Below are 23,405 nucleotides of genomic sequence, written 5' to 3'. Positions count from 1 at the left end.
TGATGACTGGGAGCGTTTTATGGCGTTGTATCTGACAGAAGCCGATGTCCGCCAGGTGCTGGATATGCCGTTGGCGATTGCCGCAGTGGAAGATGCCCATCGGGCGCTGACGGAAGGCCGGGCGCAGGATCTGCCACGCCAGCGCACACGAACACCCAAGCTGGCGTTGCATCTCCTGCAGGCCAGTTATACCGACCCGGCCGGCGTGTCGGTGACCGGCTTCAAGGCCTATACCAGTAGTCGGGCAGGAAACCGTTTCTTAATCCACCTGTATGACGGCAGCAGCGGGGCCCTCAGGGCCATGATCTCGGCGGATTTGCTGGGGATGATTCGCACGGGTGCGGCATCGGGTGTGGCTTCGCGCTGGCTGGCGAATCCGCATGCGCGCTCATTGGCGATGTTCGGTTCGGGTTGGCAGGCGGAAGGACACCTGGCGGCACAATTAGCGGTGTTGCCGATTCAGAAGGTCTCGATTATTGCCCGTAACCCGGAAAAGCGGGATGCGTTTGTCGCCAGAATGCAGGCACAGTTTCCGGATCGTACAATGGTCTCGGTGACGCCCGAAGGCGCGGCTGATGCGGTTTCGGCTGCCGATGTCGTTGGCACGATTACCACCAGCAGTGAGCCGGTTCTGCTGACGGAATGGGTCAACCCTGGCACACATATCAATGCGGCGGGTGGTAATGCACTGATTCGCCGAGAGCTGCCCGAAGCGCTGTTGCGCAAAGCTTGCCCTCTTGTGGTGGATACATTGGAAACAGCGCTGCGCGAGGCCGGTGATCTTCTCCCGCTACTGGAAAAAGGCCGCTTGTTGCCGCGTCAGCTGGTTGAGCTGGGTGACGTGATCACGGGGCGGGTGCCGGTCAAGCCCGATCCTCAGGGCATGAGCGTCTTTGAATCGCAGGGACTGGGTGTTCAGGATATGGCGGTGGCGCTGAAGGTCCTGGAGCGTGCGGTCGCCCAGGGACTGGGCACGGAATTACCCATCGCTTTTGCGGCAGATGCCGCGATGCGTTAAGATGCCCTTAGAATTTTTACGGTTTTCACGGGAGAGAGCAATGCGCAAGTCGTTTGAATCGGGCTTTACTCTGATCGAACTGATGGTAGTGATTGCCATCGTCGGTATTCTGGGAGCTGTGGCACTGCCGGCTTATCAGAACTACACCATTCGCGCCAAGGTTTCCGAAGGTCTGCTGGCAGCATCGGCATGCAAGGTGTCTGTGACGGAAGCCGTGCAGAGTGGTTCGACCAGCATTCCGAATAACCTGTGTTCGGGCAACACGCAGTATGTGGAGAGCGTGACTTCGGGTGGGGATGCCAGTAGCGCTACAGTGACGGTTGCCCTGAAGGGCATCGACAAGAATGTCGATGGCAAGACGATTGTTTATACGGGTGCGATTGCCAATGCCTCGGTGACGAGCTGGGCCTGTACGACAACCCTCGAGCAGAAATACGTGCCCTCGGGTTGTGCCGGTAAGTAATCGTCAGTTAAGCCGCATGCTCGCCCAGAAAATGGCGGGCATAGCGGGGGTGCAGATCGGGTAGCCGTAACAATGTGAGGAAATCCGCGGTGTTGAAATCCGGGTCCCAGGCGGGGGCACCACAAATTTTGGCACCCAGTCGCAAGTAACCTTTCACCAGGGGTGGAGGCTCGACCTGCAGCCCCTGGTTCAGGCTGTCGACCGGGAGAGCCAACCGCGGGAAAACCCGATATTCGATATCTGCCAGATGATTGGCTCGGAACTGTTGATACAAGCTGGCAGCATAGTGGCCCCCATCTGCCATGGATACACTGGCGCAGCCAAGCATGCTTTCGTACCCGCCCTGAACCATGTAACGACCGATACCGCTCCAGAGGGCCATGATGACACTGCCGGTGCGATAGTCCTGGTGCACGCAGGATCGACCGAGTTCAATCATTTTCGGGCGTAGGTGCGTGAGGCGGGTGAGATCAAATTCAGTCTCGGAATAGAGACTCCCCAGTTTCCGCGCTTGGTGCGGTGTGAGCACACGGTAGGTGCCCACAACCCGCAGCGTTTCTTCATCGCGGACAATGAGATGGTCACACCAGGCGTCAAACAGATCCTGATCCAGGCCGTTTTTTGCCTTGGGCAGATTGGCGCCCATTTCTTCAACAAAGACCTTGTACCGCAGCCGTTGCGCTTCTTCGACTTCATCCTGATGGCGTGCCCAGGAAATTTGCAGTGAAGGCGTATGCGTTGGTTTGACGATCTGCGCCTGTTGCGCGTGTTCGTTAATCGTTACCGTCTGATCGGTGATCTTTTCCGACATGGATGTCCTCAGTTATTCTTGAAACTGAAAAGACTGTAGCTGTAGGAAATGACGAAACCATGAACAAGTGATGACAGTACGATGAAAGTCAGTTAGGTGTGATTAGGTCTGGCGGTAATACCAGTCTGAGCACGGTCTGGGGTTTTTCTTGGTCTTCCTGCTTGCGGACCCGATGCGACAACCACCAGATGGCTGATTTCTTGACCGACCAATCCTGCTCTTGCCCGGAAAGCAGTAAGCTGGCCACACGACCCAGCCAGGGTTGATGACCGATCACAATCACATCTTTACCTTGTGGCCAGTTGATCGCCGCGAGCACGTGGCTGGCGTCGGCCAGAGGACATAGTTCCTGAATGATTTCGGGCTTGTCCGTAAATGCTTTAGCGGTTTGCAGTGCACGAAGAGCAGGGCTGGTGATGACACGAAAGTCGCGCTTCAGGTTTTTGTTCAGCCAGCGTGCCGTTGCGGTAGCCTGTTGTTGCCCCCGTTCGGTCAGGTGGCGATCAAGGTCTCGTTTACAACCAGGTGTGACAGGGGTGCCGAGATCGATGGCTTCGGCGTGGCGCCATAAAATCAGATTCATTGCGGATAACTTTAACTAAAAAAAACAGGATAAAAAATTGTAGCCCAGACACCACCACAAAATAGCAACGCTAATAAGACAGCGGCGCTGCCGTAGTCTTTGGCGCGTTTCGAGAGGCTGTGCCTTTCGAAGGAAATACGATCAATGGCGGCCTCGATGCCGGAATTGATGAGCTCCACGATGAGCACTAGTAACAGAGTGCCAATTAACAGCAGTCGCTCTACGCTGCTAAAACTGTAGGCAAACGCCCAGGGAAGCATGAGCAGCGCCAGAACCAGCTCCTGACGGAAGGCGCTTTCTTCGCGGAGAGCAAAAACCAGTCCCTGCAAAGAATGGCCACCGGCTAACCAGACACGTTTTAATCCGTGGTGAACTTTATAGGGGTTCTGCCGAGGATCATAATCCTGTTGCTGCAAAGTCAAACCGAGGCCTTCCGTTGCGGATGCAGATGTGTCAGAAATTGCTCGGTGGCGGCAGCCCAGGAGAATTTCTGAGCATGCGATAACGCATCTTCACGCTTGAGTGATAGCGCATCCAGGCAGGCCTGCCGCAGATCAGCGTTTAAGGCACCGGCAGGCGCATCGCCGATCACATCCAGGGGGCCGGTTACGGGATAAGCCGCTACCGGTAATCCACAGGCCATGGCTTCGAGTAAGACAAGACCAAAGGTATCGGTTTTGCTCGGGAACACAAACACATCGGCCGATGAGTACACTTCAGCCAATTCATTCTGGCTGAGTACGCCCATAAAGTTGGCTTTGGGATATTTGGCACGGAGTGCGGCGAGTGCCGGACCTTCACCGGCGACCCATTTGGAGCCTGGTAGATCAAGCTCCAGAAAAGCCTCGATATTCTTTTCTACAGCGACACGGCCGACATACAGAAAAATGGGTGGGCGCGTTCCCAGTCGCTGTACTTTGCGTGGTGTAAAGATATCGAGCTCAACGCCACGGCTCCAGAGGACGACATTTTTAAAACCGCAGATCTCGAGATCGTGCTTGACCACATGGGTTGGGGCCATCACGGCTCTGGCCGGGCCGTGAAACCATTTCAGATACTGATAGGTCCAGCTCAGCGGTACTCGCAGTCGGGCATGGACATATTCCGGGAATCGGGTGTGGTAGGCGGTGGTGAACGGAAAATTGTTTTTCAGCGCCCATGAACGGGCCGCCAATCCCAGTGGTCCTTCTGTCGCAATATGAATGGCATCTGGGGTGAAGTTTTCAATACGCTGATAGACCTGCCGCTTGGGGCGCAGCGAGAGCTGGATATCCGGATAGGTAGGGCAGGGAACGGTTTTGAATTCCAGCGGGCTCAGAATATCGACATGATGCCCCTGTTTTTCCAATTCGCGCCGGGTCGATTTGATGGTTCGCACCACACCATTGACTTGTGGTTCCCAGGCATCTGTCACGATTAGAATTTTCATTTCATCCCCTGTGTGCCGATTCAGTGGTTTGAGTCGAGTCCCTGGTTCGACAGCTCCTGATGCAAACTGAGCAGGTTCAGCGGTGCATCGACCCGACGGTTCCAGTGAACGATTTCGAGATTGCCGTCAAAGTCTTCAACCAGTGCTGTCAGGCTCTCCACCCAGTCACCATCGTTGGCATACAGGATGCCGTTGATGTCGCGGATTTCAGCTTTGTGAATATGGCCGCATACAACGCCATCGCACTGCCGCCTCTTGGCTTCTTCGGTCATGACATGTTCGAAGGCGGAAATAAAATTCACCGCATTTTTAACCTGGTGTTTCAGATACTGCGATAGAGACCAATACGGCAGCCCCATGCGTACGCGTATGGCGTTGAACCAGCGATTGAGTTTGAGAATGACGGTGTAGGCGCTGTCACCGACGTAAGCCAGCCAACGGGCATGCTGCATGACGCCGTCAAAGAGGTCGCCATGCGTAATCCACATACGCTTGCCGTTGGCTAATGTGTGAATGTCATCCTCTTTGACCTCGATTTCACCGAAGCTCAGGCCGATAAACTGTCGGACGCTTTCATCGTGGTTGCCAGGTATGAAAACAACGCGGGTTCCTTTGCGGCCCTTGCGCAGAATTTTCTGCACCACATCATTGTGTGTCTGCGGCCAGTACCACCCTTTTTTAAGGTGCCACCCATCGAGAATATCTCCCACAAGATACAGCGTCTCGGACTCATGGGTGCGTAGAAAGTCGAGGAGGTAGTTAGCCTGGCAGCCCGGGGTGCCCAGATGCACGTCAGAGATCCAGATCGTGCGAAAGCGGTATTCTTGATTTTCCACGCCACACATTAAGCATGAGCTGTGTGACGCTGGTTTTAAATTAATGTGACGGCAGTATTAAATAACGCGACGATATCGAAGACCTAGATAGACAGCGAGCCCTGCGCCAAACATGATGATCATGACAACCCAGAAGGAATGCTCCAGGCCGGGTAGATCTTCCATGTTCATACCCATGACACCGGTCACCAGCGTCATCGGCAGAAAGATCACGGTCATCACCGAGAGTACTTGTAGGTTTTTGGCGTTGAATTCGGCAACATGAGCGGAAAGCTCGTCCTGCAGGACTTTGGCACGTTCGTAGAGGTTATTCACTTCATCGACCAGAAAGGCCAACAGCTCGATTTGCTCACGGAGTTTGTCGGCATCATCATCGCTGAACCAGGTGGGTCGACGCCGAATGAGTCTGCGTAATGCGGTGAGCTCTGGTGCGTAGTGACGTCTTAAACGGCTGCAGGTGATACGGAGTCTGCCCAAGGTTTCATGCTCTGGCAGGCGGTCACCAGCGATCAGCACTTCTTCGAGATCGTCCATCTGGTCAGATAGCTGATCCGTTTTTCGACGCAGGTGGGTGGCGCGTTCTTCGATCAGTTCATGATAAAGATCAACGACAGATTTTGGCGTAATGCGTTTTTGCCGTAATAGCTGACGTAGTGTGTCGGTCGTCAGCAGGGGATGAGCCCGTAATGACAGCATGAGCCGCGGCGTCATGATGGCCCAGAGCGTGCCGGTTTCTTCTTCATCGCCACCAGAATGATTAAGGCCGATACGGAAGTCGTTCATGACCATCATCAGTCCATCACCGAATTCCTCGATCGTTTCCATCCGGCTCCGACTGACTTCGTCGAGAATGGCTTCCTTTAACGAATCCGGTAGTTGCGGTGTATGGCGCAGCCAGCGTTGGACACGGGCGTTGGACAGATTGAGGTGCAGCCACAAGGATTTGCTGTTATCGGCCAGGGCAGTGTCAATCTGATCTGAGGCGATTTCGTGAGATTGGTTGCCTTGCATTTCCCATGCGAATACGACGCCATCCGTTGGGATCAGCAAAGGATCTATCAGTGCGTCGAGTGGAATAAAGGCCATACGAAAATCAATCCAGACATTGGGCTGAGCTTGGGTGATTACAGTCTATTAAATTATTGTTACGAGGATATTACTTCGTTGATTTGATTCTGATTTCATCAATAAACATGGGGCACTGTGCCATAATCGCGCAACGATTTTTTAAGGAGTTCATCTTGACGACACCTTCTACACCCCGCAAGCGTGCTGCTGCCACGAAGACAACCTCGACTGCAGTTGCTGGCGCTACCGTGTCTCCCACCAAAACAGCTGTCCGCAAGCCTGCGGTTCGTGCGGTTGCTGCAAAATCTAGTGTACAGCGTAAGCCGCGTGCTATCGCTGCGAAGCCAGTTGCCAATATCGTTGAAAAGAATTTGAAGCCCGTTGTCGCAAAAAAAGCCACTGTAGCTACCAAGCGTCAAACCGCTGTCGCTGCTACGAAATCCAATGTCGTCAAGCCGGTACCCGTGAAAAAGCAGAAGTTGGTTCGTGACAGCTTTTCGTTCCCTGCACATGAGCATGCTGCACTGGCAGATCTGAAGAAGCGTGCGAAGAATCTGGGTAAGGAATTCAAGAAGTCCGAGATTCTGCGGGCTGGTATTGCCCACCTAGTGGCGATGGCCGATGCCGTGCTGGTCGCTGCCCTGGATAAAGTTGAACGCGTCAAAACCGGTCGCCCGCCCAAAAAGGGCAAGAAGAAATAAGGTTCAGATACGGTCATAGAAAAGCCAGGCCTTGTCGCCTGGCTTTTTTGTGTCATAAAATCGTCACAACAATTCGATAAAGTTGGAAATATGGAAACGCTGAATGCTGCTGAACTGCTGGCTGCCCTGGGCCATGAAACCCGACTAGCGATTTATCGCCTGCTGGTAGAGGCCGGTCCTGCAGGGGTGAATGCCTCGGCAATTGCTGAGCAGTTGGGCTTGCCGGCCGCAACGGCATCTTTCCATCTTTCCAATCTGAGCCGCGTCGGTTTGATCAAAGCCAGGCAGGAAAGTCGTTTCATCTACTACGCTACGGACTACAGCGTGATGGATGAGCTTCTCGCTTTCCTGACGGACAAGTGCTGTCAGGGTCAGAGCTGTCTGCCGAAAACCGAACAGGTGGATACCACCGAAAAGCGTCGGAAAAAGGCGAACTGCGCAACTTCCTGTTGAGGTACATCATGTCCGAAAAAGTCTTTAATGTGCTGGTGCTTTGTACAGGAAATTCCTGCCGATCTCAGATGGCAGAAGCTTTAATTACACATGATCTGGCAGGCAGGGCAAAAGGCCTTTCTGCGGGTACCACACCGCAGCCCATGGTAGCCGATGGGGCAATTGAAGCGCTGAAGTTGGCAGGGCTGCCGACGACGGGGCTCTTTCCCAAAGATATTGATGCGGTTATTGATGAGCCAATTGATCTGGTGGTGACTGTTTGTAATAACGCCCATGAAGCCTGCCCGATTTTCCCGAAGCCGGTGCCACGCATTCATCTGCCCTTCCATGATCCGCATGGTGAGCCGTTAGAGAGTTTTGTACAGGTTCGAGACGACATCCGTGCCCGGTTGATTCCGGCCGTTCGTGACGCATTGGGCATCTGACATGAGCCTGCAATGTGAAGTCGCCGCTAAAACCTCGCCGATGAGCGTGTTTGAACGCTACCTAACGCTCTGGGTTTTTCTGTGCATAGTTGCCGGTGTTGTGCTTGGCCAATGGCTGCCCGGAGTGTTTCAGACCGTGGGACGTATGGAAGTGGCCCAGGTCAATTTGCCCGTGGGTCTGCTGATCTGGATCATGATTATCCCGATGCTGGTCAAGGTAGATTTCGGTGCCTTGCACGAAGTGAAGCAGCATGTGAAGGGTATTGGTGTCACGCTGTTCGTGAACTGGCTGGTCAAACCCTTCTCCATGGCCTTCCTGGCCTGGTTTTTTATCCGTGGCATCTTTGCACAGTACCTGCCGGCTGACCAGATCGACAGTTACATCGCCGGTCTGATTCTGCTGGCGGCGGCGCCATGTACTGCCATGGTTTTCGTATGGAGCCGACTGACTCAGGGTGATCCGCTGTTTACCCTGTCGCAGGTGGCGTTGAATGACACGATTATGGTGTTTGCCTTTGCACCGCTGGTGGCCTTTCTGCTCGGTATTTCTGCCATCACAGTGCCCTGGGACACGCTGCTGACTTCGGTGGTGCTCTATATCGTGATTCCGGTCATTCTGGCGCAATTCTGGCGCAAGGCGCTGTTAGCGAAAGGGCAGGCGCATTTTGATGCCACGATGGAAAAGATTGGCCCATGGTCGATTTCTGCGCTGTTACTGACGCTGGTACTGCTTTTTGCGTTTCAAGGAAAAGCCATCATGGAGCAGCCGTTAATTATTGCGTTGCTGGCCGTGCCGATTCTGATTCAGGTGTTTTTCAATTCGGCACTGGCCTATTGGCTGAATCGTACGGTGGGCGAAAAGCACTGCGTTGCCGGCCCGTCCGCGCTGATCGGCGCCTCGAATTTTTTCGAACTGGCCGTGGCAGCTGCGATCAGTCTTTTCGGTTTTGAATCGGGTGCTGCATTGGCCACCGTAGTTGGTGTGTTGATCGAGGTACCGGTCATGTTGCTGGTGGTGCGTGTGGTGATGAAATCGCGTCAATGGTATGAGCGAGCCTAGATCAATCACCCCTTGAAACATGAATGAAATAAAAAGTTCACGCGTTTGCGGTGGTTGATCTGCGGGAAATTAGGTATGTTCCGTGTGTCTCTTTATGGAGCATGGACATGCCTAATTTATCCCTGCAGGAAGCCTTGGAACAATTCGAAAAAATACTCAAGGACAAGCCTAACTTCAAAAAGCTACTCGGTGGTTCCGGTTACCGCAATGGTTATGAAGATGGCTACAAGCAAGCTGTGAAACGTTATAAAGCCTTTTGTGACGACGTCCTCAAAAAGGACGCCGACAAAAAAGACTCAGAAAAAAACAAGTAGAACCGTTTACTTATCCCAGGGAACCGACTGTTCGATCACAGGTTTGAGCGCTGCAGGCAACATATCCAGATAAGCGCTCATCCGTCCCTTTGCCCAAGCCATCGGCACATCCTCGCTAGGTAAGTGACGCTCGGCCATCAGCAGTTCTGCCGTCGCCAAGTCATTCATGTGCCCCAGTAATTCTTGCGTTGCAGCCAGTGATCGACTGAAGGCCTGAACTTTCTTTTTGGGATATAGGCTTTCAAAGAAGTCGAGCGTGTAGCGGAGTTTCTTGAGATCGATACGGACCTCATGACGCTGCTCGGCGTTCAGGGTATGTGCCATTCGAGCACCCGTTACAAAGCGTTTATGCCGGCGCTTGAGTGCCTTAGTCGCATACCCACGAATCAACTCATCACCCGCCTTGAGGGTAAATAGTGCTTCACAGAAACTGATGATATTCAGGCTGTACTGTTTACTGCTCATATAATTTTTAGCAGTGTCATGTGTTGCGATTTGCCTTTGATGGGCAAAGCTTCTTAAAGCCAGCAGGTCAGGATGTTCGCCCAGGTCTTTGTCGAGCAACGGAATCTGCTCAGCACAAAAGACGTCCCAGTTACGGGCGTCGCCAAGTTCTTGAGCGATATCTCGCCATGCGTTACTCCAGCGATCCGCAAAACCAGCGGGTAAGGCATCAGCAAATAACCGAAGTGCGGTTCGGAGCCTGCGCAGTGCGACCCGTGCCTGGTGGATGTATTCATCATTCTGAGGCGTTTGAATACCGCGTTCGTTGGCTTGGAGTTGTGCGATGCAGCTTCGTGCCACGCGTAGAAATACGGCAATGGTCGTATCGTTGCTGTCGATGCTCATGGCATCGGCTTTTACCGGGGAAATGCGGTCATTCAGGAACAGTGCATACCCGCGAGCGGCTTTGCTTTCATCCGCAGGATGGAGGCGGACCTGACGGCTGAGCATCCGGGCCAGCGCAAAGAGAGTTGCCGGAGAGCCCGCTTTGAGTTCAAGCTCCAATTCGCAAATGGGCTGTTCACGGTTGATGTCATCGCGGCTGACCGAGATCGTGCCCAGATCCAAGGCAACTTCAATGGTGGCTCGGCGAAAATCGAGTGTCCAGATGCGGCGATTGAAATCGGTCGTGAAAATGGGTAGCAGGCTGCTGGAAATCTGGCTGAGAGCTTCAGCTAGGTGCGCATCATCAATCAGGGTTGCAAAGTCAAAACTTCCAGGGAGCGTGGGGGCTTCCCACTCTGAACGCTGGCTGATGCCACCTTCGCTGCGTTGTGCCGTCTTGACGGTGAGTAGCGTTTTTCTCAAAACGCGTCGTTCACGGACAGCGACTTTTTGTTTTGTTAGAGCAAGATCGGCCGTGTCAAAGTAGGTGTTGTGCAGTTTTTGACGTTTAGGCGCGGCTGCGAGTAAGGGATGTTTCAGCAGCAGGGGAATATCTTCCGCCGCCAGGGAGAGTTTCAATTCGGTTTCGGTACCCATCGGCTCAGTGTGACATTTATGTTAAAAATACGTTAAAAAATAGATGGTTATGAACCATTCTTAACGTAGATTACCTGGGTGGTCCATAAATGGCAAGTCACCGATTGAGACTGTGAGCTATCGACTTACCCGGGTGTCGGCAAGGCTATTTTCTGATCTTTGCTGTACAGATAGTCGTTAAATACATGCTCGGCACTCAAGACCTGATACGAGCCATCTTCCAGTCGGTGCGTCGTATCTTTCAGGCGATAGGTGTAGTGGCCACAGGTCCAGCAATTCATATTGCTCATGTGGGTGCACAGACACGTCTTGTCCATGACCGAGATGTTCTTGCTATTCGGATGCTCGGCAATTTCTCGGTTATAAGACGTAATATAAGAGCAATTACCGTTACCATCCAGCAAATAACCGTAAGATTCGCAGCCCGGACGGATGCCGGATCCAATGGCCGGCGAGCTCTTCAGCATGCGCATCGGGTAACCGGTCGGCGAAATATTGTTGACTTCGATATCGGCCTCGCTGGCCTTGAAGTATTCCTGTTTAACCTTGTAGGGCAGGCCGCATTCTTCGGCCACGGTGAAGCGGGTCGCCACCTGTACGGCGGCAACACCGTTTTCCAGGAACGAGGTGGCATCGCTGCCGGTAAAAATACCGCCGGCGGCGACGACGGGAATATCGAGTTGTTCGTTTTTCAGATACTGAATGATCTCGGCGCAAATGGTGGCCAGATCATATTGCGCCCAATCGGCACCAAAACCCAGGTGACCACCAGCCAACGGGCCTTCGACCACAATGTAATCCGGCAAACGGTTGAGTTTGGCGTTCTTGCGCAGAAAAATCTGCAATGCACGTACCGAAGAGACAATGATGCCCAGCTTGGCATCACGGAATCGCGGGTGGTCTTCAATCAGCGAGAAGGAGCCCAGGTGCAAACCGGCACTCAGAGTGATGCCGTCAATGCCCGCATCTAGCGCGGAGGCCATACGCACCTGCAGTGTTTCACGCGGCGCATTCATGGTGAGCTTTTCCATGCAGTTGACGAATACCAAGCCTTCACCACGTTTGGCCTCCATCGTCGCGGCGACATGCAGTTTGGTTGCTTCGGCCAGCAAACCGAGATCGAACTTCACGCTCGACTTGTCCGAATTCGAAATGTTGAGCCGGTAAAACTTGGTTTTATCCTTGACAAAGGTTGTGTTGAAACGCTTGTCGCTGACATCGGGGACCATGGCATCCGAGATGTGGCCAATGCCACCTAGCCGGGCTGTTTCTAGGGCCAGTTGCGCCGTTGAAATATCTACACCCATGCCGCCCACAATAATGGGGACAATCTCTTTTTTACCGAACTTCAGTCGAAAATCATTAACGCATGTCATAAAACCGCTTCCTTAATTCATCGCCGGCATCTGCTGGCGAATCCAGGATTCAACCCGCTCATTCAGCTCCTGGGCTTTCAGACCCGGCATTATCGGCTCGCCGATGACTACCGTAATCACGCCCGGTCCTTTCAGTGAAGACCCCTTCGGCCAAACACAACCCGCATTATGCGCTACCGGCACGACGGGTGCATGACTTTTGCTCGCCAGAAAGGCGCCGCCGATCTGAAACGGGAGCAATTCATTGGCTGCCGCACGGGTGCCTTCTGGAAATACCACCACAGAAATCCCCTGGGACAGGCGGTCAATGCCTTGATCAGTCACCGCTTTCAGGGCCTTTTTCGAGGCTTCCCGATCAATCGCAATCATTTTGACCGAGGCCAAGCCCCAACCGAAGAAGGGAATTTTCAGAAGCTCTTGTTTGAGGACAAAGACGCATGGGGAAAACAGACTTTGCAACCCTACCGTCTCCCAGGCCGACTGATGGTTTGAGATGATGATGCACGGCTGATCTGGAATATTCTCGGCACCGATCACTTCAACGCGGATACCCAGTATAAAACGTTCAAAGAAAACAAAGCTGTAACGCCACCAGCGGACCAGCATGAAGCGTGTTTTTAAGGGCAGTGCAAAACCAACGCAGCCAAGAATAAGGCCAAAAGGAATGGTCACGAGTGCAACGGCACCGTCAAACAGCAGGCTACGTGCTTTTTGTACGAGTTTCGAGGACATTACATCTTTCTGTTATTGGCTTTGAAGAATACACCTTTGCTGTGAATAAATGCTTAACCGACACAGGTATTTCACCCATTTCTCTGCGAAATACCTACAAAGACGTAGACCTGATCCTTACGACTTTGAGCGCGTTCGTTGACAACAGGCCGTTTTAAGGCTGGCATGCTAGTTGCTTATAAGTTGCCATCTGTAGAAATTTCTACGCACTCTGAGGTGGTCTCTATGAAGTCAGTGAATTTTGTCGGTGGTGAAAAAGGCGGTGTTGGTAAATCGGTGGTGTCCAGGGTGCTGGCACAATATTTTATCGACCACGCTAAGCCCTTTACGGGCTACGACACGGATCGATCACATCCGTCTTTCCGTCGTTTTTATGCCGATTACGCGGCTCAAATTGTTGTCGATGCGTATGAAGGCTTGGACCAGATTGTCAGCAGTTTTGAAGTTGATCCTCAGCAAGCCATTGATCAGAAAGTGATTGTTGATCTTGCTGCTCAGACTGCGCAGCCTTTATCCCGTTGGATCAACGATGCCGATCTGCTGTCGTTATTTTCTGATCTGGATGTCCGGGTTTATTTTTGGCATGTCACCGATGGCGGTAAAGACTCGGTCAATTTGCTCGGACGATTGACGGAAACCTATGGCGATAAGGCAAATTTTATTATCGTTCGTAATATGGGTCGAGGCCAGGATTTTTCGCTGCTGGATGATTCCTCCGAGCTAAAATTGGCAATAGATTTGGGGGCACGCGTTATCACCATGCCGCAATTGCACGAGGCAAGCATGCGCAAAATTGATGCACAGAACGCCAGTTTTTGGGCGGCAATGCACCACCGCGAGGGCCAAAATGCGCTTGGCTTGCTGGAGCGACAACGGGTTAAAACCTGGCTTAAAAATATCTATGCGGCATTCGATGGCATTCCGCTGTAATCCCCGTATGGTCTGATTACCATCTGAAAATCCGGTTCTAGAGCGTTATAGGAGTGAAGTCCCAGATGAAACCCGTTGCTATTTTCCGATTCAATCTCATCGAAGGGCCGGGATACTTTGTTGATTATCTGGATCAGCAGCAGATTCCCTGGACGCTTCTAGCCATGGATCGTGGGGATGCCGTTCCACCCGATGCCGGTGCCTATGCGGGTATTTGTCTGATGGGAGGCTCGATGAGTGTGAATGATCCCTTGCCATGGATTGAACCGGTCTGTGCCCTGGTCCGGGATGCCGTGTCCAGAGGGGTGCCCGTGATTGGTCACTGCCTCGGTGGTCAGTTAATGAGTAAAAGTCTGGGGGGGCAGGTGGTGCGTAATCCGGTCAAGGAAATCGGCTGGAGTACGCTGGAACCGCTAGCCGTGCCTGCAGCCTCAGAATGGTTGGGTTCATTCACTGCAAGTCCTTTGACCGTGTTTCAGTGGCACGGCGAAACGTTTTCATTACCCGATGGTGCAATACTATTGGCACGTAATGACTTCTGTGGACATCAGATGTTTGTCATGGGACCACACTTTGGGATGCAGTGTCATGTTGAGATGACGCCGGCCATGATTGCCGACTGGTGCGAGCACTGGGAAGAAGAGACTGCAGCTGAAACGGCTTCGGGAGCAAGAGTGGCAATAGAAACACCCGACTGTATTGATCGACAATTGCCTGATGCGTTGCCGGCACTGCATCGATTAGCCGATCAAGTCTATGGCCAATGGGTGAAGGGTTTGGTAGGCTGACCCCTGTCGCAATATCCAGAGTCAGCCCGTAGGTATATTGATGCCCATAAAAAATGTTATCAGCCGTTCTGTCATGCTCGGAATAGTGAGTTTGCTCATGCTACTCGGGCCGAAACTGGTGTGGGCTGATGCGTCTTCACTTGCGCCCGATATCAACCTTCAGCGATATGGTTCGGGGGAGTTGCGTCGTTTCGGGTTTCTGGTTTACGAAGCATCCCTCTGGGCGGGCCCTGATCCCAAAGCGCCCCCCTTGGCCCTGGAATTGACCTATAAGCGGGATATCGCTGGACAACGGATTGTGGACGCCAGTGTTGATCAGATGCGTGGGCTGGGTGCTTCTGACCAACAGTTGGCGGAATGGGCATTGGCCATGCGCCGTATTTTTCCGGATGTGAAGCCGGGGGATCAGATTGTTGGGGTCTATCGGCCCGGTTCCGCAACGTTCTATTTTAACCGGCGCGAAATTGGTCAGATCCGTGATCCGGATTTTGCCCGGTATTTCTTTGGTATCTGGCTGGATTCTAAAACCAGTGAGCCGGGATTGCGGAGCCGTTTGCTACGAGCTGGTGCGGGTTGATGCGTCGGGCAGTGTTATTCCGCTATGGGCTGCTTGGGTTGCCGCTGGCTTTTGGTGCCCTGCCTATTTACATTTTTGTGCCGGACTTCTATGCACGCAGCGGTTTATTGAACCTATCGGCGATTGGCCTGATTCTCTTGCTGACCCGTTTACTAGATGCAGTGGCAGACCCGTTTTTCGGTTGGCTAGCAGATCGCCAACCGCGACGACCTTTTCTAGTCCGGGCGTTAGTACCATTCGGTCTGGGATTTTATGCACTATTTAGTCTGAATGCTTTCACAACGGCCATGCCGGCGGCCTGGCTATTTATGAGCCTGGCATGCTGTACGCTAGGTTTTTCAGCAGCGATGATTGCCTATCAGGCCTGGGGCGGTGATCTGGGACGGGATACAACGGAGCGCCTGCAACTGACCGGTGCGCGTGAAGCTTTTATTCTGGCAGGGGTAGTGATTGCGGCAATGATTCCGACAGCAGTCTCGGAGGATGTGCTGACCGGCATGCAGCACTTACCGGCCTTCCTGTTGGGTTTTCTGGTGTTGGCCGTGCTGACTCTGCAGGGATTGCCCACGTTGCAACCGCAGGGTATTGAACAGTCATTGCGCGAGCGTTTGCGAGTGGCCTGGTCTGACGCGGTTTTCCGCCGGCTGATGAGCGTATTTTTTGCGAATGGCGTGGCATCGGCATTTCCGGCAACATTGTTTGTTTTTTACGTGACGGATGTGCTCGGCGTGCCGGACAAAACCGGGTTGCTGTTGGGCAGCTATTTTCTGGCGGCAGCGCTGGCGGTGCCGGTCTGGGTTCGCTGTGCTCGGCGTTGGGGTCGGCCGCTGATCTGGATGCTTTCCATGGGGTTGGCGATGCTGTCATTTGCCGGGGCCGCGTTTTTAGGACCGGGTGACTGGGGGCTCTTTCTACTGATCTGTGTTGGCACGGGCATCGCGGTGGGTACCGATTTGACGATTCCAGCGTCCATCGTCGCCGATCTGGGAGAAACCCGGGGCGGCACGGGGACCTACTTCGGGGTCTGGAACCTGGTCGCTAAAATCAATCTGGCGCTGGCCGCCGGTATTGCCTTACCCTTGCTCGGGTTGTTCGGTTATAGCCCAGGGAGCAGTGAGCACCGCGATGTGCTGATTGCGGCTTATGTGCTGTTGCCTCTGGGATTGAAAGCCGTCGCCGTGACCATGCTCTATCGCTGGCGCAAGACCCTGGCTCTGAAACTCTGAGTCTGCTGTGGCGTTCAGGCGCGGATCATGCGTTGTAAGCCCCGCATGAGCGAGCCAATCACCGGTAGGCGGCTATATAGTTCTTCAGCCGCATCCCAGTAATCACGGTGTAGGGTTACCAGGCTGTTCTCATCAAATGCCAGGTGTGTCACGCCTTCCAGGGCCTGAACGGATTTACAGCCCATGCCCTTGAAGCGAAAACGGAAGGTCCAGAACAGAATGGCATCGCCGTCACCCACGATGGTTTTTGTGATGCGGAAGGCCGGCTCATGGACCTGGGTAAACATGTGCGTGAAGATTCGCTTGATACCTTCGATGCTGCTGACATGGTTGAACGGGTCACGAAAGCGGGCGTCATGTCGATAAAACCGTTCGAAGCCATCAACATCCTCTGGGCGCAGATTTTCGTAAAAGGGCACCAGGGCTTCCACAACAGCCTGAGTTTGATCACGGTTCAGATGCGGCATATTCAGTTCCTTCTTAAAAACCGGGTTTATTCCGTGCGAGTACTTTGCACGGTCTTAAGGCGCGATAACGGCGGTACAAGCCGTTGGCTCAGGCGCAAATACCAGCCAATGGGAAGTAGCCGCAGGCACTTCATGAAACAGGTAAAGCGCTTGGGGAAGTGAATCTCGAAGCCTCCGCGGGCAAAGCCCCGGATGATGGCCGTTGCCGCTGCCTCGGGCTCCATGAGTGCCGGCATCTGGAAATCATTGCCAGCGGTGAGTCGCGTGCGGACAAAACCCGGGTTGATAATCCAGGTGTTTAATCCCAGGCCGTGTAGGTCTACCCAGAGCGATTCGGCAAAACTGATCAAACCGGCTTTAGCGGGTCCATACGTCAGCGCACGCGGCAGGCCGCGGTAACCCGCGACACTGGCGACATAGGCAACGCCGCGCGGTCGGCCATCGGCGAGATCTTGCAACAATAAAGGAAGCAGGTAGGTCGTAGCGCTGATGGGTGCCAAAAGGTTAACCCGCAGGGATTTTTCTGCGCCATCAGATGTGAGTGTGTCAACCCGCGTGGCTTCATAGGTCCCCGCATTGTAGATAACCAGATCCACGCCGCCTAGATGCAGCCGGACCTGGGCAACGGCTTCTTTTAGGCTGACATCGTCACAGGCATCGAAGGGTAGTACCGTGGGACGGCAAATACAGCGCGCTGCGATCTCATTGAGGGGGGCTGTCTGACGCGCGGATAGGATTAGATGGGCGCCAAGTCCGGCGAGTTGCTTGGCCAGCGCAGCACCAATGCCGGTTGACGCGCCAATGATCCAGACACGCAGTCCGGCCCAGTCTTCTGAACGGATAGGCTGATTGAGGTGCGCCATGGCAGGTGGCTTTAGCGTTTCACAAAGGTGAGCGTAACTTCACCGAGGTCGAATCCCCATTTCGACATAGAGGACCGGTTTAACATGACCTTGTTGTCCATGAGAAACATCCAGTCGTCAAAGTCGACGTGATAGACCTTGTCGTCGACCGGCAGGGCTAGCACATACTGCCAGCGCAGGGCGTTGCCGGCGCGTTCCCCCCGGGCTTCACCGACCACATCTGCGGCCGTGCCGGTATAGGTTTGCGCACCAGTTTTGGTAATAGTCCAGATCCGTTGCTGGGTGCTACCGTCACTGTAGGTGAAGCGTTCATCCAGCGTGCCGACATCGCCTTGCCAACGGGCATCGATAACCACATGGAAGCGTTTGACTACTTCACCCGAGCGTTTCTGAAACATGCCGTAGGCGTCCAGCGTCCCGTTGAAATATTGCTGCAGATCAAGGGCTGGTTGCTCCTGCGCGTACTGGTTGATGCTCACACCTGAACAGCCGTTGAGTCCGATCAGTGCACACAGGGTGAGCAGCGGTTTGCGCCATAGATTGCCAGATTTACTCATAAATGATGACTCCTAGGCTTGTAGCGTGTATTGGTGGACATCGATGGATCCGGCTCGGAAACCGGCTTCGCAGTAGGCCAGGTAGAAACGCCACAGGCGGATGAAACGGTCATCGAAGCCCTGAGCTTTAACGTCAACCAATTGTTCGCAGAAAGCGTCGTGCCATAAACCCAGGGTACGTGCGTAATGGATGCCAAAACTCAGGTCATCGCAGACATTGAAACCTGCGCCTTCGGCACCACTGCGGAAGCGTGTAGGAGAAGGCAGCATGCCACCCGGGAATACATGCCGTTGTATGAAGTCAGTACCCCGCCGATATGAATGAAAGAGTGCGTCGTCAATCGTAATGACCTGAACCAGGGCGCGGCCACCCGGCTTGAGTAGACGCTTGAGCGTGCGGAAATAGGTCGGCCACCAGCGTTCGCCGACGGCTTCGAACATTTCGACTGATACGATATGGTCGAACTGCCCCTGCATGTCTCGGTAATCGGTGAGCATGAAGTCGGCCCGTTCTGCCCAGCCACCGGTTGCGGCACGCTCACGCGCAAAAGCCTGCTGTGCTGGAGAGAGTGTCAGGCCTGTGACATGGGCACCCAGTGTGGTGGCCTGTTCGGCGAAACCGCCCCAGCCACAGCCCACCTCCAGCACCTGATCACCGGGTTGAATGTTGAGTGCACGGATCATTCGGTCGTTCTTGGCCCGTTGGGCTGCGGGCAGATCAGCCCAGGTGGCCTGATCCGGATGAGCCACCTGATCAAAAAGTGCACTCGAGTAGGTCATGGTTTCATCGAGCCAGAGGCGGTAGAAATCGTTACCCAGGTCGTAGTGGGCCATGATGTTACGTTTACTGCCCTGACGGGTGTTGGCGCGCATCCGATGCAGCAGCCAGGCACTGATCAGTTGCCAGCGTCGCCCGTGAATCGCTTTTTCTAGAACACGCCGATTACGAGCGATGAGAGTCAATAGACCGCTGAGGGCATCGGTTCCCCATAGACCATCAATAAACGCTTCTGCGGCACCGATATCGCCACGGGCAATCATTTCACCAAAGACTTGCCAGTCATGCACGATCAGGTCAATGACCTTTCCCTCTTGCAGGGTCCCGCAAAGGTGCTGACGGCCGTCAGGCAAGGTGACTTTGATCTGGCCGTATTTGATCTGCGACAGCATGGAAAGAACAGCACGAGCGGCGACTGGTAATCGCTCGGTATCTACGATGCTCTGGCCGTTGGCAACGGGTACCCCGGTGATACCCAGAGACACGGGAAGGTTATCCGATCTGAGAGTGTCGGTGCGCGTGTTCATGAGGTTGTCTCCTTAAGCGGGTGCGTAGACCGGGGTGGTTTCGTAAAAAATGTGACCTTGTCTAGCCAAAGGCGAAGTGCCTGCCAATGGATACGGGAAATCACACCAAAGGTCAGCAAGGGAAAGCGCCAGAGGGCTCGGTGCAGAGACAAACTCGTAAGAGGCACAGCTTGACCACGAAGCCAGGTTCTTAGCCCGTAATGACCGAGGCCAGAGTTGGGATCTGGATTGGTGGCCGATTCGATTGTTGATGCATCGCTAGTATTGGCACGGTAATTAATGATGGCAACCGGAGATTCGGGGCTACCGCCAAATCGGAACTCGTATGCCCCTTGGAGCGGGAAAAATGGGGAAACGTGAAAGGCTTTGCGGGCGATCAAACGGTCGTGCGCCTGAATAGGACGATGGTCTTCGTGGGCAACGACGTAGTGGTGACGTTCTCCGAAGGTGTTGCTGACCTCGGCGATAACGGCACGTAAATGGCCGGTGGCGTCGTAGCAGAAATAAAAACTGACCGGGTTGAAGACATAACCGAAGAGACGTGGCATGGTTTGCAGAACGATTTCACCACCGTCGGTCACAAGACTCAGGGCGTGCTCAGCCAGCAGCCGTCGTGCCCATATAAGGAGATCACTGCCATCCTGTGGGCCATGATCCCGATTCTGAATCTGACAGATGCCCGGGCGGTTGATGGACAGCCCCCGCAGTTTGATGATGTTCAGTTGGCTTAAAGGTAAGCGCAAGTAGAAAACCGGATAGTGAAAAACGTTACGGATTGGCCGTGTACGTGCATGCATCACCTCTCCGGTGCACAGGGTTGGTGTGGTCCAGCTGAGGCGCGATGGGGACGTCATGCATTCACCGTTATGGGCGTTGGATTAGCCTCGGTGGCGGCTACCTCGTTCAGTTCCGGTTGATCGCCGAGTAGCCAGTCGGGTAGGGGCATCAGTTGGCCAGCAGCGCGGACTGCCGATGCAAAGCCATCTTCATGAAAACCATAGCCGAGCCAGGCACCGGCATAAAGTGTTCGATTTTTCCCTGAGAAATGCTTGATCGCTGACTGGGCCGTGATGGCTGGCCCGTCGAATACCGGATGTGCATAATGGATCTGGCGATAGGTCTTGGCCGCTGCAGGTTCTTGCCAAGGGTTAAGCGTGACAATGACTGGAGTATCGGTAGGGAGAGGTTGCAACTTGTTGAGTAGATATGACACGCTCACCGAGCGCTGGCCCGGATGCGTTGGCAGGGCTCCGGGCGCTGCATAGTTCCAGGCAGACCATGTTTTGGTATTGGCAGGCAGAAGTGCAGCATCGGTGTGCAGCACTGCACGGTTTGGCTGGTAACGGATCTTCGCCAGTTCTGTGCGCTCTTCGGTTGTTGCATCTTCGCCAAGAAGCGCCAGGGCCTGGTCGCTATGGCAGGCCAGCAGGATTTGATCAAATCGCTCGATGCCAGCGGCGGAATGGACGTTAATGCCATCAGGGTCACGTTCGATAGCTTTGATCGGGGATTCCAGGCGGATGTTACCACCCCGGCTTTTAATCGCATGGGCCAGAGTGTTGACGTAGACTCGTGAACCACCAGCAACGGTCATCCAGGTGGGACGGTTGGTAATCTTCAGGAGCCCATGGTTATGGCAGAAACGTGCGAAGGTATGAAACGGGTAAGCCAGCATCTGTTCGGTCGGGCAGGACCAGATCGCGGCGGCCATGGGTAGCAAGTAGTCTTGACGAAAAGTGTTACCGTAACCATTCAGGTTCAGGTAATCCCCCAGTGATAAGTGCTTAAGCTGAGAATCCTCCATGTCACGCGTGGCTCCCCGATTGAAACGGAGAATATCTGCCAGCATTTTCCAGAAAGACGGTCGCAACAGGTTCCTTCGCTGGGCAAAGACGGAATCGAGACTAGTCCCGGCCCATTCCAGCGCAGGCTTTGCAATCTGGACCGAGAAAGACATATCACTCTTGACAACCGGAATCTGTAGATGGCCGAACAGACGACAGAGGAGCGGGTAGGTTCGTTCGTTAAATACCAGGAAACCGGTATCAATACCGAAACGATGCCCATCTAGATCGATATCAACAGTGTGGCTGTGCCCACCGAGACGATTATCTGCTTCGAAGACGCTGACATCGTGATGATGGCTCAGGAGATAGGCTGCCCCAAGCCCTGAGATACCGCTTCCAACAATGGCAATTTTCTGGCGCATAGCGTGCTTTCAGTTGTTAATGCCCTCGATCAGGGCATAGGCGGAATGGTTATGGAGAGATTGAAATTGATCTGAGATGTCGCACAGTAGCAATGAGGATCTCAAGGGTTAACTTGGAGCAGCCTATCGATTGCTTCGGTCAGGGTTTTGCTTTCCGGTGCGATCTGACTGCCGAAACTCTGAACCTTCGATCCGTCACGGCTGATCAGGTACTTGTGAAAATTCCAGCTCGGTGACTCGCCCGTGATACTAGCGAGCTCTTTAAACAGCGGGTTGGCAGCAACGCCGCGTACGGACGATTTGGCGAACATGGGGAACTTGATGCCGTAAGTACTCTGGCAAAAATCGGCAATTTTCTTGTTGCTGTCCGGTTCTTGTTGCCCAAAGTCGTTGGAAGGGAATCCGAGTACGATCAGGCCCTGATCTTTATAACGGGCATAGAGCCGCTCAAGCCCGTCGTACTGACGGGTAAAACCACAGTAGCTGGCGGTGTTGACGACCAGAATGACTTTGCCGGTGTATTGGCAAAGCGACTGGGGTGTTTCATCTTGTAAGCGGGGAAAAGAATGATTGAGCAAAGCGGGGCAGAAGGCTTTGATCTTGGTCATGGTGGGCTCCCGTGGGGTGTCTCGAGCAAGGCTTGCCCCGCTGAACAAGGGCAGGCTCAGCAGGCTAAGGACCAAGGCTGTTTTCGTGGGGTAGAAAATTTTTTGCTCCTTTTTGTCCAAGACAAACGCTTTGGTGGCAAAATAAGCGGTAATTCAACATCTGTCAATATTTGTCCTAGACAAAATGAACAAACCAGAACCTTTTTCTCGCTTGAGCATGCCCGATGGGATGCGTATCGCTGAAGTCGAACGCGATACCGGAATCGGTAAAGACACCTTACGTGTCTGGGAGCGTCGCTATGGCTTCCCAGTGCCAGAGCGCGATGCATCGGGTGAACGTGTCTATCCGATGGCTCAGGTAGAACGTTTACGGATCATTCGCCGTCTGATGGATCAGGGGGTTCGTCCAGGTAAGATCATTACCCAAGGCCTTTCTGAACTTCTGCGGCTGCTCGATTCCTTTGGCAGCAGTACAGTTGACCCTGCTGTCTACATGCTTTGCAATTCGATGCTCAAACTCCTGCGGTTGCATCGTAGCCATGAGTTGCGATCACACCTGAATCGAATTCTGGTCAAAGAGGGATTGCAGCGTTTTATTACGCACACCGTTGTGCCTATGAATGATGTCGTGGGGGATTCATGGCTCCGTGGAGAATTATCAATCCCGGAGGAGCACCTTTACACCGAGCAAGTTCAGAACGTGATTCGTCACGCCATACAACTACAAGCACCCAGTCAGACGCCGCCAAAGATTTTGTTGACGACCTTTCCGAATGAAGAGCATGGCTTGGGTATTCTTATGGTGGAGGCCATGTGTGTGGCTGAGGGGGCCCAATGTACCTCACTCGGAACACGGTTGCCGTTACCAGATATTGCCAGCTATGCCTGTACAGGGGGCTTTGACGTGGTGGCTGTTTCGTTCAGTGCCGCCTATCCGGCCAAAGATGCTCTAAAGGATCTACGACAATTTCGCCAGCTTTTGGTCCCGGAAATTATGATCTGGGCCGGTGGTGGCGCGCTGCCAGACAAGAAGCTGGGTGACGATGGGCTCCGGGTTCTAAATAAAATTGATGGTGTTCCAGCTCTTGTCGCCGCATGGCGACAAGAGCAAGGGATCTGAT

Annotated in this window: 28 protein-coding genes; 12 read left to right on the top strand and 16 right to left on the bottom strand. The window is 53.7% G+C overall.

All coding sequences use genetic code 11. The features are described 5' to 3' along the window. Positions 1 to 19: 19 nt before the first annotated feature. Complete coding sequence (locus tag AC3GOJ_RS03650) at positions 20 to 1,018, top strand: ornithine cyclodeaminase family protein (RefSeq protein ID WP_488236106.1); 999 nt, start codon at positions 20 to 22, stop codon at positions 1,016 to 1,018. A gap of 40 nt (positions 1,019 to 1,058) precedes the next feature. Next, complete coding sequence (locus tag AC3GOJ_RS03645) at positions 1,059 to 1,481, top strand: pilin (protein ID WP_488236105.1); 423 nt, start codon at positions 1,059 to 1,061, stop codon at positions 1,479 to 1,481. A 7-nt stretch (positions 1,482 to 1,488) separates the two neighbouring features. On the opposite strand, the gene AC3GOJ_RS03640 is transcribed toward AC3GOJ_RS03645, so the two are convergent. The 6 genes from AC3GOJ_RS03640 to AC3GOJ_RS03615 all read right to left on the bottom strand — a co-directional run bounded on the left by AC3GOJ_RS03640 (position 1,489) and on the right by AC3GOJ_RS03615 (position 6,226). After that, a complete protein-coding gene (locus AC3GOJ_RS03640) occupies positions 1,489 to 2,292 on the bottom strand; it encodes a GNAT family N-acetyltransferase (protein WP_488236104.1) in 804 nt (267 codons plus the stop codon). An 88-nt stretch (positions 2,293 to 2,380) separates the two neighbouring features. Beyond that, a complete protein-coding gene (locus AC3GOJ_RS03635; protein ID WP_488236103.1) occupies positions 2,381 to 2,875 on the bottom strand; it encodes a SixA phosphatase family protein in 495 nt (164 codons plus the stop codon). Positions 2,876 to 2,886: 11 nt separating this feature from the next. Continuing rightward, entirely contained in the window at positions 2,887 to 3,297 is a 411-nt protein-coding gene (locus AC3GOJ_RS03630) for a diacylglycerol kinase (protein WP_488236102.1), read from the bottom strand. After that, positions 3,294 to 4,304, bottom strand: a complete 1,011-nt coding sequence (locus AC3GOJ_RS03625; RefSeq protein ID WP_488236101.1) for a glycosyltransferase family 4 protein — start codon at positions 4,302 to 4,304, stop codon at positions 3,294 to 3,296. Before AC3GOJ_RS03625 ends, AC3GOJ_RS03630 begins: the two co-directional genes overlap by 4 nt. 20 nt (positions 4,305 to 4,324) lie before the next feature. Beyond that, positions 4,325 to 5,140: a UDP-2,3-diacylglucosamine diphosphatase gene (locus AC3GOJ_RS03620; RefSeq protein WP_488236100.1), complete on the bottom strand. Its 816-nt coding sequence runs from the start codon at positions 5,138 to 5,140 to the stop codon at positions 4,325 to 4,327. Positions 5,141 to 5,197: 57 nt separating this feature from the next. Beyond that, a complete protein-coding gene (locus AC3GOJ_RS03615) occupies positions 5,198 to 6,226 on the bottom strand; it encodes a CorA family divalent cation transporter (protein WP_488236099.1) in 1,029 nt (342 codons plus the stop codon). 155 nt (positions 6,227 to 6,381) lie between these two features. Here AC3GOJ_RS03615 and AC3GOJ_RS03610 point away from each other — a divergent pair, with 155 nt between their 5' ends. The 5 genes from AC3GOJ_RS03610 to AC3GOJ_RS03590 all read left to right on the top strand — a co-directional run bounded on the left by AC3GOJ_RS03610 (position 6,382) and on the right by AC3GOJ_RS03590 (position 9,161). After that, the gene (locus tag AC3GOJ_RS03610) at positions 6,382 to 6,909 is read left to right on the top strand and encodes a hypothetical protein (protein WP_488236098.1); all 528 of its coding nucleotides are present in this window, start codon (positions 6,382 to 6,384) and stop codon (positions 6,907 to 6,909) included. A gap of 90 nt (positions 6,910 to 6,999) precedes the next feature. Beyond that, positions 7,000 to 7,362, top strand: coding sequence for an ArsR/SmtB family transcription factor (locus AC3GOJ_RS03605; protein ID WP_488236097.1), 363 nt, complete (start codon positions 7,000 to 7,002; stop codon positions 7,360 to 7,362). Positions 7,363 to 7,370: 8 nt separating this feature from the next. Further along, complete coding sequence (locus tag AC3GOJ_RS03600) at positions 7,371 to 7,787, top strand: arsenate reductase ArsC (RefSeq protein WP_488236096.1); 417 nt, start codon at positions 7,371 to 7,373, stop codon at positions 7,785 to 7,787. A gap of 1 nt (position 7,788) precedes the next feature. Continuing rightward, positions 7,789 to 8,847, top strand: coding sequence for an ACR3 family arsenite efflux transporter (gene arsB / locus AC3GOJ_RS03595; RefSeq protein WP_488236095.1), 1,059 nt, complete (start codon positions 7,789 to 7,791; stop codon positions 8,845 to 8,847). A gap of 107 nt (positions 8,848 to 8,954) precedes the next feature. Next, the gene (locus AC3GOJ_RS03590) at positions 8,955 to 9,161 is read left to right on the top strand and encodes a hypothetical protein (RefSeq protein ID WP_488236094.1); all 207 of its coding nucleotides are present in this window, start codon (positions 8,955 to 8,957) and stop codon (positions 9,159 to 9,161) included. 6 nt (positions 9,162 to 9,167) lie between these two features. Here the strand turns inward: AC3GOJ_RS03590 and AC3GOJ_RS03585 are convergent, their stop codons facing one another. The 3 genes from AC3GOJ_RS03585 to AC3GOJ_RS03575 all read right to left on the bottom strand — a co-directional run bounded on the left by AC3GOJ_RS03585 (position 9,168) and on the right by AC3GOJ_RS03575 (position 12,754). Further along, complete coding sequence (locus AC3GOJ_RS03585) at positions 9,168 to 10,646, bottom strand: CYTH and CHAD domain-containing protein (protein WP_488236093.1); 1,479 nt, start codon at positions 10,644 to 10,646, stop codon at positions 9,168 to 9,170. Positions 10,647 to 10,771: 125 nt separating this feature from the next. Then, the gene (locus AC3GOJ_RS03580; protein ID WP_488236092.1) at positions 10,772 to 12,022 is read right to left on the bottom strand and encodes a nitronate monooxygenase; all 1,251 of its coding nucleotides are present in this window, start codon (positions 12,020 to 12,022) and stop codon (positions 10,772 to 10,774) included. A 12-nt stretch (positions 12,023 to 12,034) separates the two neighbouring features. Beyond that, a complete protein-coding gene (locus tag AC3GOJ_RS03575; RefSeq protein ID WP_488236091.1) occupies positions 12,035 to 12,754 on the bottom strand; it encodes a lysophospholipid acyltransferase family protein in 720 nt (239 codons plus the stop codon). A 165-nt stretch (positions 12,755 to 12,919) separates the two neighbouring features. Here AC3GOJ_RS03575 and AC3GOJ_RS03570 point away from each other — a divergent pair, with 165 nt between their 5' ends. The 4 genes from AC3GOJ_RS03570 to AC3GOJ_RS03555 all read left to right on the top strand — a co-directional run bounded on the left by AC3GOJ_RS03570 (position 12,920) and on the right by AC3GOJ_RS03555 (position 16,275). Then, complete coding sequence (locus AC3GOJ_RS03570; RefSeq protein ID WP_488236090.1) at positions 12,920 to 13,684, top strand: P-loop NTPase family protein; 765 nt, start codon at positions 12,920 to 12,922, stop codon at positions 13,682 to 13,684. A 65-nt stretch (positions 13,685 to 13,749) separates the two neighbouring features. Next, positions 13,750 to 14,472, top strand: a complete 723-nt coding sequence (locus tag AC3GOJ_RS03565) for a type 1 glutamine amidotransferase (protein ID WP_488236089.1) — start codon at positions 13,750 to 13,752, stop codon at positions 14,470 to 14,472. Between the two features lie 97 nt (positions 14,473 to 14,569). Beyond that, a complete protein-coding gene (locus tag AC3GOJ_RS03560) occupies positions 14,570 to 15,049 on the top strand; it encodes a chalcone isomerase family protein (protein WP_488236088.1) in 480 nt (159 codons plus the stop codon). Further along, positions 15,049 to 16,275: an MFS transporter gene (locus AC3GOJ_RS03555; RefSeq protein ID WP_488236087.1), complete on the top strand. Its 1,227-nt coding sequence runs from the start codon at positions 15,049 to 15,051 to the stop codon at positions 16,273 to 16,275. Before AC3GOJ_RS03560 ends, AC3GOJ_RS03555 begins: the two co-directional genes overlap by 1 nt. A gap of 14 nt (positions 16,276 to 16,289) precedes the next feature. Here AC3GOJ_RS03555 and AC3GOJ_RS03550 read toward each other — a convergent pair whose 3' ends face one another. The 7 genes from AC3GOJ_RS03550 to AC3GOJ_RS03520 all read right to left on the bottom strand — a co-directional run bounded on the left by AC3GOJ_RS03550 (position 16,290) and on the right by AC3GOJ_RS03520 (position 22,284). After that, positions 16,290 to 16,742 carry a nuclear transport factor 2 family protein gene (locus tag AC3GOJ_RS03550; protein WP_488236086.1) on the bottom strand — a complete coding sequence of 151 codons (453 nt, stop codon included), beginning with the start codon at positions 16,740 to 16,742 and terminating at the stop codon, positions 16,290 to 16,292. 26 nt (positions 16,743 to 16,768) lie between these two features. Further along, on the bottom strand, positions 16,769 to 17,605 hold the full coding sequence (locus AC3GOJ_RS03545) for an SDR family NAD(P)-dependent oxidoreductase (protein ID WP_488236085.1): 837 nt from the start codon (positions 17,603 to 17,605) through the stop codon (positions 16,769 to 16,771). A gap of 11 nt (positions 17,606 to 17,616) precedes the next feature. After that, entirely contained in the window at positions 17,617 to 18,162 is a 546-nt protein-coding gene (locus AC3GOJ_RS03540; RefSeq protein ID WP_488236084.1) for a DUF3833 domain-containing protein, read from the bottom strand. A gap of 12 nt (positions 18,163 to 18,174) precedes the next feature. Beyond that, positions 18,175 to 19,467, bottom strand: coding sequence for a class I SAM-dependent methyltransferase (locus AC3GOJ_RS03535; RefSeq protein ID WP_488236083.1), 1,293 nt, complete (start codon positions 19,465 to 19,467; stop codon positions 18,175 to 18,177). Next, complete coding sequence (locus tag AC3GOJ_RS03530; RefSeq protein ID WP_488236082.1) at positions 19,464 to 20,321, bottom strand: DUF1365 domain-containing protein; 858 nt, start codon at positions 20,319 to 20,321, stop codon at positions 19,464 to 19,466. Before AC3GOJ_RS03530 ends, AC3GOJ_RS03535 begins: the two co-directional genes overlap by 4 nt. Further along, positions 20,318 to 21,676 (bottom strand): NAD(P)/FAD-dependent oxidoreductase, encoded by a 1,359-nt coding sequence (locus AC3GOJ_RS03525; RefSeq protein WP_488236081.1) that lies wholly within the window; start codon positions 21,674 to 21,676, stop codon positions 20,318 to 20,320. Before AC3GOJ_RS03525 ends, AC3GOJ_RS03530 begins: the two co-directional genes overlap by 4 nt. A gap of 101 nt (positions 21,677 to 21,777) precedes the next feature. Next, positions 21,778 to 22,284 (bottom strand): glutathione peroxidase, encoded by a 507-nt coding sequence (locus AC3GOJ_RS03520; protein WP_488236080.1) that lies wholly within the window; start codon positions 22,282 to 22,284, stop codon positions 21,778 to 21,780. Between the two features lie 229 nt (positions 22,285 to 22,513). Here AC3GOJ_RS03520 and AC3GOJ_RS03515 point away from each other — a divergent pair, with 229 nt between their 5' ends. Continuing rightward, positions 22,514 to 23,404, top strand: coding sequence for a MerR family transcriptional regulator (locus AC3GOJ_RS03515; protein WP_488236079.1), 891 nt, complete (start codon positions 22,514 to 22,516; stop codon positions 23,402 to 23,404). Position 23,405: the final 1 nt, after the last annotated feature.

This window comes from Fluviibacter sp. (assembly GCF_057744235.1).
The sequence above is the reverse complement of the archived record's forward strand: the minus strand, read 5'-3'. Positions and strand labels throughout refer to the sequence as shown.